The following is an 18,413-nucleotide window of genomic DNA, read 5'->3' as shown; positions in this document are numbered from 1 at the left end:
AAAGTAAAAAATCACTTATTTTTTCTCTGTGTTCTCGGTGGTGAATTAATCACTGACAGAACTTGAATCTATTGCGTAGGGTAAACCCGCGCCTACGCATTGTTAGCTGCGAGTTTACCTCGCGACTGTTTATACATTTACACAAACAAACCTATTTTACCACCGAGGGCACAAAGGCGCTGCGCGCTACACAGAGAAACCAAAGTAAAAAATCACTTATTTTTTCTCTGTGTTCTCGGTGGTGAATTAATCACTGACAGAACTTGAATCTATTGCGCGGGGTAAACCCGCGCCTACGCATTGGTAGCAGCGAGTTTACCTCGCGACTGTTTATACATTTACACAAACAAACTTATTTTACCACCGAGGGCACAAAGGCGCTGCGCGCTACACAGAGAAACCAAAGTAAAAAATCACTTATTTCTTCTCTGTGAACTCTGTGTTCTCGGTGGTGAATTAATCACTGACAGAACTTTAATCTAATTGCGCGGGGTAAACCCGCACCTACGCATTGGTAGCAGCGAGTTTACCTCGCGACTGTTTATACATTTACACAAACAAACCTATTTTACCACCGAGGGCAGGAGACGCTGCGCGCTACACAGAGAAACCAAAGTAAAAAATCACTTATTTCTTCTCTGTGAACTCTGTGTTCTCGGTGGTGAATTAATCACTGACAGAACTTTAATCTAATTGCGCGGGGTAAACCCGCACCTACGCATTGGTAGCAGCGAGTTTACCTCGCGACTGTTTATACATTTACACAAACAAACCTATTTTACCACCGAGGGCAGGAGACGCTGCGCGCTACACAGAGAAACCAAAGTAAAAAATCACTTATTTTTTCTCTGTGTTCTCGGTGGTGAATTAATCACTGACAGAACTTGAATCTATTGCGCGGGGTAACCCCGCGCCTACGTATTGGTAGCAGCGAGTTTATCTCGCGACAATGAGATTATTTTCGCGGTGGCAAGCCACTCGCCTACAAGTAATGCCCACAATCAAAAACCTTTCTGCACAAAGAGTAGAATGAGAGTAAATGAGAAAAGCGCCACGGCCCTCGAATACACCCTAGCCACTTCCTAGCACCTATTTTTACAATTACCTCTCTAAAGCACAGCGTCTCTTAATCGCTGTGGTGAATAAATCACTTAAATAAAAAAGATGTTGCATTGCTTAATATAAATTAGGAACATTCTTGCTTACAGCTTACAGCTTACAGCTTACAGCTTACAGCTTACAGCTTACAGCTTACAGCTTTTATATAACCGACCCAAGTTGGAAAATAGGTAAGTACATAGCAATGATCAAACCACCAACTAACACGCCGAGTACCGCCATAATAAGCGGCTCTAACAAGCTCGATAGGCCATCTACTGCATCATCAACTTCTTGCTCATAAATAGTGGCGACCTTTGCCAGCATGCCATCCAAAGAGCCTGACTCTTCACCTATAGCGACCATTTGTATCACCATATCGGGGAATATTTTTGAGTTGCGCATCGCCCAGTTCATTTGATTACCCGAGCTTACTTCAGCTTTTATATCTAAAATAGCATAACGATAAACCGCGTTACCTGAAGCCCCTGCAGCAGAATCAAGTGCATCAACTAGCGGCACACCCGCAGCAAAGGTGGTCGAAAGCGTACGAGCATAACGAGCCACCGCGGCTTTGTTTAAAATCATACCAATTACAGGCAGTTTTAAAATTGCACGGTCATTAGCGTCCCGCAGTTTTTTACTTTTTAGTAGCGCTTCTTTATAAGCATAACCAAAGCCAACAAGGGCAATTAACATCATCCACCAGTACTCTTGCATAAACTCAGATATACCTATCACCATTAAAGTAAACGCAGGGAGTTCAGCACCAAAACCAGCAAAAATATCTTGAAATTGCGGCACTACAAAAATAAGCAATATAGAGGTTACAATTAAAGCTACGACCAATACAGCAATAGGGTAGAACATGGCTTTTTTAATTTTTGATTTTAGCGCTTCGGATTTTTCTTTATAAAGGGCAACACGGTCGAATATTTTATCCAGCGCACCAGATTGCTCGCCAGAGGCGACTAAATCACAATATAAGTCATCAAAATAACGAGGGTGTTTACGCAGCGCATCAGATAAAGCACCACCGGCTTTTACTTCATCACCAATAGTTTCCATTAATTTGCTAACGCTTTTATTGGTAGCACCAGTGCCAATCATTTCAATTGATTGAATCAGCGGTACACCCGCCATCAGCATTGTGGCAATTTGCCGGGTAACGAGTGCAATATCTTTTGGCGTAATTTTTTGCATCCGTACACCAAATAAAGGTTTGGCTTTACGCTTTACTTTGGAAGGGGTGATACCTTGTTTACGAAGCTGGGCTTTAACTAAAGCTATACTAGCACCAGTCATTTCGCCCTCAAGGCGCTTGCCGCGAGCACTTACGCCCACCCATTCAAAGGTATCAAATCCTTTTTTGTCCGGTTGTTTTGCCATTATGAACCCTCGAAGTAAGTAAGCTTACAATTTTCAAAAGATAATTGCCCGTTAGACCAAAAGCTAGGGCCGTGTGGTTTAGGATCTAAACAGTTGTAGCTCAGTATAACTAATGCCGCGTAAAGTAAAGATATTGCGAATGTAATAATTAGTGCTATTTTTTTTTCTGTGTTATTTTTTCTTTCATATAAATTATAACCTAAACACCCAAGTAAAATCCCAACTAAAACAAATAAAAAGGTCTGCGGAATTGGCATGACTATCACGCCACTGACTAGAGAGTAAATCAGTAAGCTTACAAATGAAGTAAAGCAGGTTAAAAACTCATTGTTATCTTTGTTTTTATTAATGAAGGCTAGTGATTGAGTGATTAATTTATATATAAACAAAACAACGATAGATAAAACAATTGCTCCCCAGCTATTCAGAATTTGAAGGATACTATTATGGGGGTGGCCAAGATAGAAAATTTCTGACTTATATCCACCAGGCCCATTACCAATAAGTAGTGTTTTAAAGTTTATATTGTTGATTACTTCTAGCCATAGTTCGTATCTATTTGAACTGCCAGTTCTTATTATATATTCAGATGAGTAGTAAATATCAAGGTAAAAATAGTGAATTAAAAACAATAAAGTAGCACTTAATAGACAAAAGAACAGTTCTTTTATCATACTTTTATTTATGAAATAGCAGTAAATTAATGTTGTTATCAATATTGCTATTGAAGCGCCTCGTGCACTACTGAAAAGTAACAGAAATAAATTTAAAGCCAGAGTGATTTTGGCAACTCTATGTAACTTAGAGTGTGAAAGGAAATAGATGACAAAGGGTATGCTTAGGACTTGAAATTGATTAAAAAATCGAATGTTATAGAAACCATATAAAACGCCATCAGGAAATGGCGCCTCACTTGATAGAATAAAAAAAGAATAATTAAGTAATGAATAAGATACTAAAAATACGTTAGAGAAAAATATCGTATAAAATAAAATAGAGTTATTATCTTTTATTTTATAACCTAAAAAAACAAGGCTTATTAGCATTGTAGCGTGAAGATAGCTCAAGCTTGAATATAATAAGTTTTCGCTTAAAAGTGTGCTTATTAAACCAATGAATAGAACTGAAACTAAAATCAGCTTCGATTTTTTTTCTAATTTGAATGAATGAAAATAAAGTAAGGCACATAAAATAAGGAGTATAGATTGAAAGGCTCTTTTTTCATTAAATAGACCCAAAAAATACTCATCAATAAATGGAATTAAACAAAAAATTAAAAATACAGAGGGAATTATTGTATGGGATATTTTTTTTATCATATTGATAGATTGAGGAGCTCCTTTTAAGAGCTCCTCTCTTTGACTAAAAACTAATTAGCTTTTACGGCAGTTTTGTGGCACATATTTGTTTAACGTCGCTGCACTTATTTCACAAGTCCAGCTAATGTTTGTTTTATTTGTTGTGTTTGGAGTTAAAGTTAGTGTAGCTCCAGTTAAATCTGAATTGATAGCTTTAATTGTTGTAGTTATCTTTCCTGCAGTTCCAACTGCCACACTAGTAACATATGGAGAGGAGATATTTTCATCTAACCCTACCGCTTTATTGGAAGTACAGCTTGCAGAGCTCCCAGTTGATATAATACATTCACTAACAGCTGTTTTAGCCGATGCTGTGAAAGTTATAACTTCACTCATTTTAGCTCGAGCCGTATAATCTTGATACGCAGGCAACGCTACCGCTGCTAAAATACCGATGATTGCTACTACAATCATTAATTCAATTAGGGTAAAACCCTTTTGACTTTGTTGTGTCATTTTTTCCATGTTCCTCTCCTAAAGGATAGTGTTTTTTGTAAGCTAAATTCATTATGTTAGTAAAGTGTGTAATCACGTTAGCTACTGTAACTGCTTTATCTTACGGTTTTTTTAAAATCGTTAAATTACTAATACCTAACCCAGTGCCTAGCTAAATAATGCTGAGTAGGTTTTAGCAGCTATTAAAATTACTCTGTAAGAACTACTTTAGCACTAAAGCTGCTGATTGAAAGCGGCTTTGACTGCATTTCATCGAATTTTAAAAACTTTCTTCACCCACTACTTAGTTTCAATGTTGTTTATTTAACTCACAGCTTTCATCAAAGTAGCCGTGCGGTGTAAAACAATACCCGAAAGTAGTTCTTTAGAATTGGTTGAAAGTTAATTCATTCATCCTAGAGGCTTACATTAGCACTATTTCGTATTATATAAAGCACTAAAATTAACATTTTGTTACAGTGTAAGCCTTTCGGCGTATTTAATGCTTTTTTAATCAGTTTGTCAACGCATTAGGGAAACATAATATTTGTTATTTAGTTTGATTATTACTCAAAACGCATTGACAAATCGATTGACTGTAAATTTTTTGTAAGTGCACCGCTGGATATAAAATCAACCCCAGCCTGTGAGTAGGTGCGCAGTGTTTCTAGGGTCATATTACCCGAAACTTCTAATTTAGCGCGCTTATCGGTCAGTACTACTGCTTGTTGAATTTGCTCAACGCTAAAGTTATCCAGCATTATAATATCAGCACCGGCTATAATGGCTTGATCTAGCTCAATAAGTGATTCGACTTCTACTTCTACCGGTTTAGTTGGATGATTAAGTTTTGCTTGCGCTACGGCTTTATCGATGCCACCGCAGGCGGCAATGTGGTTTTCTTTAATTAAAAACGCATCAAATAAGCCAATGCGATGATTTGCGCCACCGCCACATTTGACCGCGTACTTTTGTAATGCACGTAGGCCCGGAATGGTTTTACGGGTATCGAGTAGTTGGGTGTGGGTGCCACTGAGTTCTTTAACATAATGCGCTGTAGTGGTGGCTGTACCTGACAAGGTTTGAACAAAATTAAGTGCGGTACGTTCAGCTGTTAAAATAGCGCGGGCAGAACCTATTGCTGTAAATAAGGTATCGTTAGCTTTAACTGTATCACCATCATTTACCAATACATTAACGGCTACACTCGGATCAACTTGTTTGAATACTTCTAAGATAATGTCTTTACCGCAAAACACGCAATCTTCACGAGTGATCACTTTGGCATTAGCGTGCTGCGCCGCTGGAATTAATTGCGCGGTGATGTCGCCTTGTTCGGCTGTTTGGTAATTTAAATCTTCATCAAGGGCAAGTTTAACCAATTGGCTTAAAAGGCTGTGTGGGATAGACATTATAAAAGCTCATTATAATTAGGAAATTGCACAAATTTTACATGGTTTGAAAGTGAAAGAGAAGGCTGAAGCTATAAGTTTGATTAGGTTCTAGAGAGTGAGGTTCTAGGTTTTAGGAAGTGACTAGATGCTAGGGCATATTCGAAGTACGTTGCTCGAAGTCCGTGGCATTTGTTCTTCTTATTCACTTCTCTTTGTGCAAAAGTCTTTTAGTGATTTATTCACCACAGAGAGCACCGAGCTCACAGAGGAAAAACCAATAGGTAATAGTGATTAACTTTACTTTTGTCTTCTCGGTGTAGCAAAGCGCCTCGGTGGGCTCGGTGGTGAAATAGTGTGTCTGTATAAATGTAAAAACAGTCGCGAGGTAAACTCGCTGCTACCAATACGTAGGCGCGGGTTTACCCCGCGCAATTAGATTAAAGTTCTGTCAGTGATTAATTCACCACCGAGAAGAAATAAGTGATTTTTTACTTTGGTTTCTCTGTGTAGCGCGCAGCGTCTCCTGCCCTCGGTGGTAAAATAGGTTTATCGGTGTAAATGTAGAAACAGTCGCGAGGTAAACTCGCTGCTACCAATGCGTAGGTGCGGGTTTACCCCGCGCAATTAAAATTTATTCACAAAGAGGATAAGAGGCGCTGCGCTTTAGATAAGTAATCTAAAAATAGGTTCTAGGTTTTAGGAAGTGACTAGGTGCTAGGGCATATTCGAAGCACGTTGCTCGAAGTCCGTGGCATTTGTTCTTCTCATTCACTTCTCTTTGTGCAAAAGTCTTTTAGTGATTTATTCACCACAGAGATCATCGAGCTCACAGAGGAAAAACCAATAGGTAATAGTGATTAACTTTACTTTTGCCTTCTCGGTGTAGCAAAGCGCCTCGGTGGGCTCGGTGGTGAAATAGTGTGTCTGTATAAATGTAAAAACAGTCGCGAGGTAAACTCGCTGCTACCAATACGTAGGCGCGGGTTTACCCCGCGCAATTAAAATTTATTCACAAAGAGGATAAGAGGCGCCGCGCATTAGAGGAAAATAGGAACTAGGTTCTAGGGAAGTGACTAGCTCTAGGTGAACTTACAGCCCGCAGCTCGTTACCCGTAGCCCGTGGCTTTCTCTTCTCGGTGGTGAAATTGGTTTGTCTATGGAAATGTAGAAACAATCGCGAGGTAAACTCGCTGCTACCGGCGCAAAACAATGAAAGTGCTTTGCTGTTATTCTACTTGGAAATCTATTAGCATCTGACTATGCATTTATTTACAGGCCATTATGAATATAAACTATGAAAATAAACTCTTTTGGTGTTGTTAGTACCGCTATCCAGCGACCAAGTACGCATTTTGATGAGCGCCCACTAGGTGAGGAAATATCTTTATTAGTGATTCATAATATTTCCTTGCCAGCAGGGCAGTTTGCCACGCCGTTTGTGGATGATTTGTTTATGGGATGTATTGATTGCCAAGCACACCCTAGCTTTGCTGATTTAAAGGGGTTGAGAGTTTCAGCACATTGTTTTATCAAACGCAGCGGTGAAATAGTTCAGTATGTGCCTTTTAGTAAACGTGCTTGGCATGCTGGTCAGTCTGAGTTTTTAGGACGTAGTCAGTGTAATGATTTTAGTATTGGTATTGAGCTTGAAGGTACAGATACAACGGCGTATACCCAAAATCAATATAATGCATTACAATCCTTAACTAAGACATTGATATATAAATACCCAGCTATCACTCGCGAGCGTATTGTTGGCCATTGTCACATTGCATCAGGGCGAAAAACAGACCCTGGAGACAGTTTTGATTGGAATCATTATTTTGCTGCTATATTTTAACTAGCGCCAATTTGGAAAGAGAAAAGTATGATCTTAATTTCTATAATAATAGCTCTGATATTAGAGCGTTTAGGTGCCCGATCTGATTATTGGCAAATAAGCTATTACGCGCAAGGCTATTTAACACGTTCAAAAAAACAGCTTGGCGAGCAAGGTCTATTCAATTCGCCTGCGGGATTTATTATTTGGTTGTGTTTGCCGGTATTACTTGTGGCGGTTATTTTTACCTTATCTGATTTTGTATTATGGCAGTTAGCCATTAATGTGGCTGTGCTGCTGGTTTGCTTTGGCTGTGCTAAACAACGTGCTTTATATAAGTCCTATTTAAATGCGCTAACCCGTGATGATCAGCAAGCGGCAACCTTATATGCACTGCAAATGGGGCAAAAGAAAACGGAAGAGCAAAAAGGCGGTGAAACCTTTGGACAAACGTTGGCTTGGGTAAACTTTCGCTTTTATTGTGCAGTTATTTTTTGGTTTGTAATATTAGGCGTACCTGGCGCGACCTTTTATGCATTAGTACGTACTTTTGCTGATTTAGTGCAGAACGACCATAAAGTTGTGTATGCCAAACGTTTTAAACTTATTCATTCATTATTATTTTGGCTTGATTGGTTACCAGCCAGAATCGCCAGCTTTGGTTATCTAGTAATAGGTAACTTTAATAAAGGCACCAGTTGCTGGCTGCATTATGCACTCGATTTTACAGTGAGTAACCGTAAAGTGGTTACTAATACCGCGCTTGCCGCAGAGCAAATAGAACAGCAACATTTTGGTTGCGCGTATGAAGCAACTTGTATGATGAAGCTTGTAAAACGAAATGTGTTGTTTTACTTGGTGTTGATTGCCTTGTTTACTTTATTTGGTGGTTTAGCGTAAATAAACAGATGCTAGGTTTTAGGGAAGTAATTGTCGCGAGGTAAACTCGCTGCTACCCGCGCAATTAAAATTTATTCACAAAGAGGTTAAGAGCCGCTGCGCTTTAGAGAAGTAATTATAAAAGTAGTGGCTAGGTGTTTGAGTCTATTCGCAGCTCGAAGCCCGTGGCGTTTTTTTCATTTGCGCTCATTCACTTCTCTTTGTGCAAAAGTCTTTTATTGATTTATTCACCACAGAGAGCACCGAGTTAATAGAGGAAAAACCTGTTAGTAATTAACTTTACTTTTGTATTCTCTGTGTAGCGCGTAGCGCCTCCTGCCCTCAGTGGTGAAATTGGCTGTCTATGTAAATGTAGAAACAGTCGCGAGGTAAACTCGCTGCTACCAATGCGTAGGCGCGGGTTTACCCCGCGCAGTTTAATTTATTATATAGTACACTTCGAGTTCAAAAAAACTCGCCCACTAGTTTTTGATTATCTGGTCAGACCATTGTGTTTTTCTATAAAATTCCTTCCTAAACACTGGCTTTATCTCATACTGTTTGATCTTTGTGCAAAATACGTTAGGGTGTTTTTTAAGGTGCGTCGCAGCGAAATTGACAGCAAACTTGCTTTTTGATAACGTATGGCTCAAATTTGGTATGACCAATTTACCTTTTGGTCTAGTCTCTGGGCACAAACTTGGATTTTTCAGGTTACATTTCCACTACAATGCGGACGTTGATTAATGTCTTTAAAGATTAAAGCAGCAAAACTATCGGATGTTATTTTACAGCAACTTGAGAACATGATTCTTGAGGGCTCATTAGCACCGGGTGAGAAACTGCCGCCAGAGCGTGAATTAGCCAAACAATTTGAAGTGTCTCGCCCTTCATTACGTGAAGCCATTCAAAAGCTAGAGGCAAAAGGCTTAGTAACGCGACGTCAAGGTGGCGGAACGTTTGTAAAAAATCAGCTAGAAGAAGGGCTCACTGATCCGTTATTTGACTTGATCAGTAAACATCCTGAATCACAGTTTGATTTATTAGAGTTTCGTCATGCTCTCGAAGGGATTGCAGCTTATTATGCTGCGCTTCGTGGTACTAGCACTGACTTTGCTAAAGTTAAGCAAAGCTTTGAATGCATTGCATTAGCTAATGATGATTTACTACAAAAAGCCAAAGCAATTAACGCGTTTCACTTTAGTGTGGCAGAAGCCTCGCATAATGTGGTGTTACTGCATTTAGTGCGCGGTATGCGGGTATTGCTTGAGCAAAATGTTTTACAAAATTTAACGGTATTGTTAGAGAAGCCGCATATTAGTTCGCGCTTAGCTGAGCACCGCCGTTTATTGATGGATGCAGTGATTGAAGGGAATCCAGAGCAGGCGCGACTTGCCAGTAATGCTCACTTAGCTTTCATTGAAGAAGCGTTATTGGAAGCAGGTAAAGAGCATTCACGAATTGAGCGTAGTTTAAGACGCACAAAGCAAAATTAAGTAACAAAAAACTAAGTTAAAGATAAATAATTTAAGCAAGTGCTGTATATGGCAACACGATTACCACAGTGCTAATTAAGAACATTCGTATTTTAAACATAAGGAAACCTCCATATGTCTGAAGTCAATAAAATTGACGTAGACGCGCTAGAAACACAAGAGTGGTTACAAGCTCTTGAATCAGTTGTGCGTGAAGAAGGTGTTGAACGTGCTCAGTTTTTACTTGAGCAAGTATTAGAGCAAGCCCGTTTAGACGGTGTTGATATGCCAACAGGTATCAACACAAACTACGTTAATACGATCCCGGTAGATCAAGAACCTGCTTACCCAGGGGACGTAAACCTTGAGCGCCGTATTCGTTCTATTATTCGTTGGAACGCAATCATGATTGTATTGCGTGCTTCGAAAAAAGACCTCGACCTAGGCGGCCATATGGCGTCTTACCAGTCATCAGCGGCGTTTTATGAAGTATGTTTTAACCATTTCTTCAAAGCCCCAAATGATGTAGACGGCGGTGACTTAGTTTATTATCAAGGTCATATTTCTCCGGGTATTTATGCACGTGCATTTGTTGAAGGTCGTTTATCTGCTGCGCAGCTTGATAACTTCCGTCAAGAAGTTGATGGCGAAGGTTTACCATCTTACCCACACCCTAAATTAATGCCTGAATTCTGGCAGTTCCCTACGGTATCTATGGGTCTTGGTCCTATCGCGTCTATTTACCAAGCGCGCTTCTTAAAGTACCTAGATGGTCGTGGCTTAAAAGACACTAAAAACCAACGTGTATACGCGTTTTTAGGCGATGGCGAAATGGATGAGCCAGAATCGCGTGGCGCTATTTCTTTTGCTGCTCGTGAAAAACTAGACAACCTTTGTTACTTAATTAACTGTAACTTACAGCGCCTAGATGGCCCAGTAATGGGTAATGGTAAAATCATTCAAGAGCTTGAAGGTCTATTCAAAGGCGCTGGCTGGAATGTGATCAAGCTAGTGTGGGGCAGCGGCTGGGATATCCTACTAGCTAAAGACACCACAGGTAAGTTATTGCAATTGATGAACGAAACAGTCGATGGCGATTACCAAACTTATAAAGCTAAAAATGGCGCGTACGTACGTGAACATTTCTTTGGTCGTTACCCTGAAACAGCAGCACTTGTTGCTGATATGACAGATGACGAAATCTTCGCGCTTAAGCGTGGTGGTCATGAGCCATCAAAATTATTCGCTGCATTCAAAAAAGCAGAAGAGACCAAAGGTCGCCCAACAGTTATCCTAGCTAAAACTGTAAAAGGTTACGGCATGGGTGAAGCGGCTGAAGGTAAGAATATTGCTCACCAAGTGAAAAAAATGGACATGTCACACGTTGCCCATTTACGTTCACGTTTAGGTCTTGATGATTTAGTATCTGAAGAGCAACTTGCAGAACTTCCTTATTTAACACTTGAAGAAGGTTCGGCTGAGCACAAGTACTTACATGCTCGCCGTGATGCACTTAAAGGTTATACGCCAAAACGTATTCCTAACTTTACTGAAAAGTTAGTACTGCCAGAAGTAGAAGCGTTCAAGCCACTACTTGAAGAGCAAAAGCGTGATATCTCTACCACTATGGGCTTTGTTCGTGCACTTAATATCTTATTGAAAGATAAAGGTATTGGTAAAAACATCGTACCAATTATTGCCGATGAAGCGCGTACCTTTGGTATGGAAGGTTTATTCCGTCAAATCGGTATTTATAACCCGCATGGCCAAAACTATACGCCGCAAGACCGTGATATCGTTTCTTACTACAAAGAAGCAACATCGGGTCAAGTATTGCAAGAAGGTATCAACGAGTTAGGTGCAATGTCATCGTGGGTTGCTGCGGCAACATCATACAGCACTAACGATTTACCAATGATCCCATTCTATATCTACTATTCAATGTTCGGTTTCCAACGTGTTGGCGACATGGCATGGATGGCGGGTGACCAACAAGCACGTGGTTTCTTATTAGGTGCTACTGCCGGTCGTACAACATTAAACGGTGAAGGCCTACAGCACGAAGATGGTCACAGCCATATTCTTGCTAACACAGTACCTAACTGTATCTCTTACGATCCAACATACGCTTACGAAGTAGCGGTTATTGTTCAAGATGGTATTCGTCGTATGTACGGTGAAAGCCAAGAAAACATTTACTACTACCTAACGCTTATGAACGAAAACTATGCACAACCTGCTATGCCAGAAGGTGCTGAAGAAGGTATTCGTAAAGGTATCTACAAGCTAGAAAGCTACGCAGGCAAAAAAGCCAACGTACAGCTATTAAGCTCAGGTACTATCATGACTGAAGTGCGTAAAGCAGCCGCGATTTTAAGTGATGATTACGGTATTGCATCTGATGTGTATTCAGTAACGTCGTTTAACGAATTAACTCGTGAAGGGCAAGATGTTGAGCGTTTCAATATGCTTAACCCTGAAAGCGAACAGAAGACTGCCTACATCACCAGTGTATTAAATGACTCAGTGACTGTTGCCGCAACGGATTACATGAAAAACTACGCAGAACAAGCGCGTTCATTCATTCCAAGCAGCAACTACAAAGTATTAGGTACCGATGGTTACGGTCGTTCTGATAGCCGTGAAAACCTTCGTCGTCACTTTGAAGTTAACGCCAGCTACGTAGTAGTTGCGACGTTATCTGAACTTGCTAAACGTGGTGAAGTTGAGAAGTCAGTTGTGGTTGAAGCACTTAAAAAGTTCAACATCGACACTAACAAACTTAATCCACTGTACGCATAAGAGGTTTGCAATGAGTATTGAAATTAAAGTACCAGATATCGGTGGCGATGAAGTCGAAGTAACCGAAATTCTAGTGAGCGTTGGTGACAAAGTTGACGTTGACCAATCATTACTAACTGTTGAGGGTGATAAAGCCTCAATGGAAGTACCTGCGGCACAAGCCGGTACTGTAAAAGAAATCAAAGTAAACGTGGGCGACACGGTTACTACGGGTTCTTTAGTATTCTTGTTTGAAGGTGAAGAGCAAGCATCTAGCGAAGCGCCTGCAGAACCAGCAAAATCTGAAGCTGCAGCACCTGCTGCGTCTTCAGGTTCAACAACTAAAGAAGTCACCGTACCAGATATCGGCGATGATGAAGTTGAAGTAACGGAAATCATGGTTGCTGTTGGCGACACTGTTGAAGAAGAACAATCTATCTTAAACGTTGAAGGCGACAAAGCGGCAATGGAAGTACCAGCGCCGTTTGCAGGTACTGTTAAAGAAATTAAAGTTGCCGCTGGCGATAAAGTAAAAACAGGCTCTTTAGTGTTTGTTTTTGAAGTGGCTGGTAGTGAGCCTGCAGCTGCGAAAGCAGAAGCAGCGCCAGCTCAAGAGTCTGCGCCGGCACAAAGTTCAGCGCCAAGCAGTAAAGAAGTAAACGTGCCTGATATCGGCGGTGATGAGGTTGAAGTCACTGAAGTGATGGTTGCGGTAGGCGATAAGGTTACTGAAGATCAGTCAATCTTAAACGTTGAAGGCGACAAAGCGGCAATGGAAGTACCAGCACCGTTTGCCGGTACTGTTAAAGAGATTAAAGTTGCTGCGGGCGATAAAGTATCGACCGGTTCACTTATCTTTGTATTTGAAGTGCAAGGTAGTGCACCTGCAGCTACCGCTGAAAAAGCGGCTTCTGAATCTGCACCAGCAGCGAAAGCAGAATCAGCTCCAGCTCCACAAGCAGCGCCTGCAAAAGCGAGCAATGAAAGCTTTGAAAACAATAGTGCGTATGCTCATGCATCGCCAGTTGTTCGCCGCTTAGCCCGTGAGTTTGGTATTAACCTTGCGAACGTAAAAGGCTCAGGTCGTAAAAATCGCGTTGTGAAAGAAGACGTGCAAGACTATGTGAAGAACTTAGTTAAGCAAGTTGAGTCAGGCCAATTAGCGACAGCTTCTGGCAATGCTGGCGGTAGTGAGCTTGGTTTAATTCCATGGCCAAAAGTTGATTTTGCTAAATTTGGTGAAATCGAAGAGAAAAAACTATCTCGTATTCAAAAGCTATCGGGTAAAAACTTACACCGTAACTGGGTGCAAATTCCACATGTTACGCAGTTTGATGAAGCTGATATCACAACTCTTGAAGAGTTCCGTAAAGAGCAAAATGCCCTTAGCGAGAAGAAAAAGCTAGGTGTTAAAATCACCCCGCTGGTATTTGTAATGAAAGCAGCAGCGAAAGCACTTGCTGAGTTCCCTACATTTAACTCATCACTATCTAACGACGGTGAAAGCTTAATTCTTAAGAAGTACATCAATATCGGTGTTGCAGTTGATACGCCAAACGGTTTGGTTGTGCCAGTATTTAAAGATGTTGATAAGAAAGGCATCATTGAATTATCGCGTGAATTAATGGAAGTATCTGTTAAAGCGCGTGACGGTAAACTTACCTCGTCTGATATGCAAGGTGGCTGTTTTACAATTTCAAGCCTTGGTGGTATTGGCGGTACAGCCTTTACGCCAATCGTAAATGCCCCAGAAGTTGCTATTTTAGGTGTCTCTAAATCAGAAATTAAACCTAAGTGGAATGGCAAAGAGTTTGAACCAAAACTAATGGTTCCACTTTCTATGTCTTACGACCATAGGGTGATTGACGGTGCACTAGCGGCACGCTTTACTGTAACTTTAGCAAGTTACATGAGCGATATTCGCCAATTAGTAATGTAAGCAATTGCTGCATGTAGCGAAATAAATAGAATCAAATCCCAGCCAGTTGTTTTTTGCTGGGATTTTTACCATTTGCAATGATACAATATTTGTATATTTTGCATAAATTTTTGATCTGCTCTCCCTTTCTGCCTTGCAGAAACATGGCAGTTAAACTTTAGGGCAGTGTCCCGTTCAAACAATTAAGGTAAAAGCATGAGCAACGAATTAAAAACTCAAGTTGTTGTACTAGGCGGTGGTCCTGGTGGTTATTCTGCGGCTTTCCGTGCTGCTGACTTGGGCTTAGAAGTAACAGTAGTAGAATCTCGCGACACATTAGGCGGTGTATGTCTTAATGTTGGTTGTATTCCTTCGAAAGCACTTTTACACGTAGCTAAAGTAATTGATGATGCAGCAGAAATGTCATCTCATGGTGTTACTTTTGGCGCACCACAAATTGATTTAGATAAAATTCGTTCGTGGAAAGAGTCAGTTGTTAGCCAACTTACTGGTGGCCTAGACGGCATGGCTAAAATGCGTAAAGTTAAAGTGGTTTACGGTTACGGTAAATTCACAGGTAGCAACACGCTTGATGTTGAAGGCGCTGACGGTAAAACAACAATTACTTTTGATAACGCTATCATTGCTGCTGGTTCTAAACCTGTAAACTTACCTTTCATTCCTGAAGATGACCGCGTAATTGATTCAACCGGTGCACTAGAGCTTAAAGACATCCCTGAAAAGCTATTAGTATTAGGTGGTGGTATTATTGGTCTTGAAATGGGTACTGTGTATCGCGCACTAGGTTCTGCAATCGACGTAGTTGAATTTGCTGACCAACTAGTACCAGCTGCTGATAAAGACATCATCAAGATTTACCAAAAATACGTAAGTGATAAATTTAACGTTATGCTATCAACTAAAGTTGTTGGCGTAGAAGCGAAAGATGATGGCTTATACGTTACATTTGAAGGTAAAAACGCACCAGCTGAACCAGTACGTTATGACAAAGTATTAGTTGCTGTTGGTCGTACACCAAACGGTAACTTATTAGATGCTGACAAAGCGGGTGTTAATGTTGATGAGCGTGGCTTCATTAATGTTGATAAGCAACTTAAAACTAACGTTGACCACATCTTCGCGATTGGTGACTTAGTTGGCCAACCTATGCTTGCGCACAAAGCGGTTCATGAAGGTCACGTTGCAGCTGAAGTTATCTCAGGTCAAAAACATTACTTTGATCCGAAATGTATTCCTTCAATTGCCTATACTGATCCAGAAATCGCTTGGGTTGGCGTAACTGAGAAAGAAGCAAAAGAGCAAGGCTTAAGCATTGAAACAGCTGTATTCCCATGGGCTGCATCAGGTCGTGCAATTGCATCTTCTCGTACTGAAGGTTCTACTAAACTGATCTTTGATAAAGAAAGTGGCCGTATTATCGGTGGTGCTATGATTGGTATTAACGCAGGTGAAATGCTGGGCGAAATCGGTCTAGGTATCGAAATGGGCGCTGACGGTGAAGATTTAGCATTAACTATTCATGCTCATCCAACATTGAACGAATCAATCGGTCTTGCAGCTGAAATATTTGAAGGTTCAATCACTGATTTACCAAACAAAAAAGCAGTTAAAAAGAAGAAGTAAGTTCTTTTAGTTAATTGTTTAAAAACCCAAGCCACGGCTTGGGTTTTTTGTTTTATAGGCGCGGGTGTGTAATACGTAATACCTTGTAGGCGCGGGTTTACCCCGCGCAATTAGATTAAAGTTCGTTTAGTGATTAATTCACCACCGAGAACACAGAGAAGAAATAAGTGATTTTTTAATTTGGTTTCTCTGTGTAGCGCGAAGCGCCTTTGTGCCCTCAGTGGTAAATAATGGGCTTTATCGCGAGGTAAACTCGCTGCTACCAATACGTAGGCGTGGGTTTACCCTGCGCAAATGTGTTATAATATCCGCCGAACAAATTTAGGTACTATTTTAGGTAATAAACCACGTGAATAAACGCTCTTCTAATTCAGTACTTACTTTGCGTGCCCAGCAAATTAGTGAATCTCGCCGTGAGTTTAATGCTCGTGGCGGTAAAATGGATCGCTGTGAGCGATGCTTAATCGCGAAACATTACTGTATTTGTGACGGTGTGGAGCAGGCTGATAGTCAGGCGGCGGTATGCTTACTTATGTATCACAACGAGAGTTTTAAACCCTCTAATACAGGGCGATTAATTGCTGAAATTATTCCTGATAATCATGCTTTTCGTTGGGACAGGACTGATCCTGACGATAAACTATTAGCCTTATTAAATGACCCGCAATATCAACCTATGGTGATCTTTCCTGCTACAGATGTTGAAGATACTGCACGCGTTATTACTGATGTACAACACCAGCCTAATAAACGTCCCTTGTTTATCTTTTTAGATGGCACATGGCGTGAAGCGAAAAAAATGATCCGCAAAAGCCCTTATCTCGATAATTTACCCGTGCTGTCGATCACCGCTGAAAAACTGTCTGACTATCGCTTACGGGTTGCCCCGCATGCTCACCAACTTGGCACTGCTGAAGTGGCCATTATGGTGTTAGCACTGGCAGGGGAGTCTGATGCAGCAACTAAGCTTGAACAGCATTTTATGAAGTTTCGCGACGCGTATTTGTTAGGAAAGCGCAATAAAGGCAGGCCGACGTAGGTTTTAGTTTATCCCGCGCAAATATATAATTTAGATGCTGGATAAAACTATGTTGCTTCTGTCGCGATGTAAAATCGCTGCTACGACTTTGTGATATCTCGTAGGCGCGGGTTTACCCCGCGCAAATGTGCGACAAAAAATTTAACAACATTCAAGCTATGAGCTATTTTTATACTTTACCTACAAGGATTGGTAGATGTATAAATCACAAAATCTAAGAAAAGGGCGGGTTTCTTTACCACATCACTTTTATGCTATTACCCTCGTTACACATAATCGCAGCAACTACTTTGTAAACTTGGATTTTAATCGTCACATTATAAAACAAATGCAATTATTAGAAGTACAAGAATACCTCAAATCTAATGCGTTTATTATTATGCCAAATCATATCCATTGGCAATTTCAGTTGCTCATTAACAGCCCCTTACCACAAATAATCCGTTGCTTTAAAGGACGAACTGCAGCCGCTTGCCGTGAATTCGGTATTTATAAATTATGGCAAAAAGGGTATTACGATCATTTAATTCGAGATGAAGATGATTTAGTTAAAAATGCGCGTTATATAATCGCGAATCCACTAAGAGCTGGTTTGGTTAAAAATGTTGCTGATTATCCATACTGGGATTGTGTTTATGTATGAGTCTAGCATTTTGGTGATGTAGGCGCGGGTTTACCCTGCGCAATTAGATTAAAGTTCGTTCAGTGATTAATTCACCACCGAGAACACAGAGAAGAAATAAGTGATTTTTTACTTTGGTTTCTCTGTGTAGCGCGAAGCGCCTTTGTGCCCTCAGTGGTAAATAATGGGCTTTATCGCGAGGTAAACTCGCTGCTACGAATGGGCAATATCTCGTAGGCGCGGGTTTACCCCGCGCAAATGCAAAATGTAAATACGGGATAAAATTCAGCCGTGGAACAACCCATGTCGCGATGTAAAATCGCTGCTACGAATGTGCAATATCTCGTAGGCGCGGGTTTACCCCGCGCAAATGAAAAATGTAAGAACGTTATAAAGCTCAGCTGCGGAACAACCCATGTCGCGATATGAAATCGCTGCTACGAATGGGCAATATCTCGTAGGCGCGGGTTTACCCCGCGCAATTAGATTAAAGTTCGTTCAGTGATTAATTCACCACCGAGAACACAGAGAAGAAATAAGTGATTTTTTACTTTGGTTTCTC

The 18,413-nt window shown here is 40.7% G+C and carries 12 protein-coding genes; 8 read left to right on the top strand and 4 right to left on the bottom strand.

The window, feature by feature from the left end; genetic code table 11:
* Positions 1-1,260 precede the first annotated feature (1,260 nt).
* The 4 genes from FW757_RS03510 to nadC all read right to left on the bottom strand — a co-directional run bounded on the left by FW757_RS03510 (position 1,261) and on the right by nadC (position 5,692).
* A complete protein-coding gene (locus FW757_RS03510; protein WP_446440864.1) occupies positions 1,261-2,487 on the bottom strand; it encodes a type II secretion system F family protein in 1,227 nt (408 codons plus the stop codon).
* Positions 2,487-3,725, bottom strand: coding sequence for an O-antigen ligase family protein (locus FW757_RS03505; RefSeq protein ID WP_446440863.1), 1,239 nt, complete (start codon positions 3,723-3,725; stop codon positions 2,487-2,489). The genes FW757_RS03510 and FW757_RS03505 overlap by 1 nt, the downstream gene beginning before the upstream one ends.
* A gap of 135 nt (positions 3,726-3,860) precedes the next feature.
* On the bottom strand, positions 3,861-4,310 hold the full coding sequence (locus FW757_RS03500) for a pilin (RefSeq protein WP_257325352.1): 450 nt from the start codon (positions 4,308-4,310) through the stop codon (positions 3,861-3,863).
* Positions 4,311-4,846: 536 nt separating this feature from the next.
* Positions 4,847-5,692, bottom strand: coding sequence for a carboxylating nicotinate-nucleotide diphosphorylase (nadC, locus tag FW757_RS03495; RefSeq protein ID WP_404676581.1), 846 nt, complete (start codon positions 5,690-5,692; stop codon positions 4,847-4,849).
* 1,276 nt (positions 5,693-6,968) lie between these two features.
* Here nadC and ampD point away from each other — a divergent pair.
* From ampD to FW757_RS03455, 8 genes are all read left to right on the top strand, one after another.
* Entirely contained in the window at positions 6,969-7,514 is a 546-nt protein-coding gene (gene ampD, locus FW757_RS03490) for a 1,6-anhydro-N-acetylmuramyl-L-alanine amidase AmpD (RefSeq protein ID WP_182718484.1), read from the top strand.
* A gap of 27 nt (positions 7,515-7,541) precedes the next feature.
* Positions 7,542-8,393: a beta-lactamase regulator AmpE gene (ampE, locus tag FW757_RS03485; protein WP_182784114.1), complete on the top strand. Its 852-nt coding sequence runs from the start codon at positions 7,542-7,544 to the stop codon at positions 8,391-8,393.
* 725 nt (positions 8,394-9,118) lie between these two features.
* Positions 9,119-9,868: a pyruvate dehydrogenase complex transcriptional repressor PdhR gene (pdhR, locus tag FW757_RS03480; RefSeq protein ID WP_182830538.1), complete on the top strand. Its 750-nt coding sequence runs from the start codon at positions 9,119-9,121 to the stop codon at positions 9,866-9,868.
* 114 nt (positions 9,869-9,982) lie between these two features.
* The gene (aceE, locus tag FW757_RS03475) at positions 9,983-12,649 is read left to right on the top strand and encodes a pyruvate dehydrogenase (acetyl-transferring), homodimeric type (protein WP_182830539.1); all 2,667 of its coding nucleotides are present in this window, start codon (positions 9,983-9,985) and stop codon (positions 12,647-12,649) included.
* Positions 12,650-12,659: 10 nt separating this feature from the next.
* A complete protein-coding gene (aceF, locus tag FW757_RS03470) occupies positions 12,660-14,567 on the top strand; it encodes a pyruvate dehydrogenase complex dihydrolipoyllysine-residue acetyltransferase (protein WP_446440862.1) in 1,908 nt (635 codons plus the stop codon).
* 195 nt (positions 14,568-14,762) lie between these two features.
* Entirely contained in the window at positions 14,763-16,190 is a 1,428-nt protein-coding gene (gene lpdA / locus FW757_RS03465) for a dihydrolipoyl dehydrogenase (protein WP_145235220.1), read from the top strand.
* Between the two features lie 349 nt (positions 16,191-16,539).
* The gene (locus FW757_RS03460) at positions 16,540-17,229 is read left to right on the top strand and encodes a tRNA-uridine aminocarboxypropyltransferase (RefSeq protein ID WP_182718479.1); all 690 of its coding nucleotides are present in this window, start codon (positions 16,540-16,542) and stop codon (positions 17,227-17,229) included.
* A 196-nt stretch (positions 17,230-17,425) separates the two neighbouring features.
* Entirely contained in the window at positions 17,426-17,872 is a 447-nt protein-coding gene (locus tag FW757_RS03455; protein ID WP_182718478.1) for an REP-associated tyrosine transposase, read from the top strand.
* Positions 17,873-18,413: the final 541 nt, after the last annotated feature.

Source organism: Pseudoalteromonas sp. 1181_04 (assembly GCF_052850545.1).
This window is presented reverse-complemented; position numbering and strand designations above follow the sequence as displayed.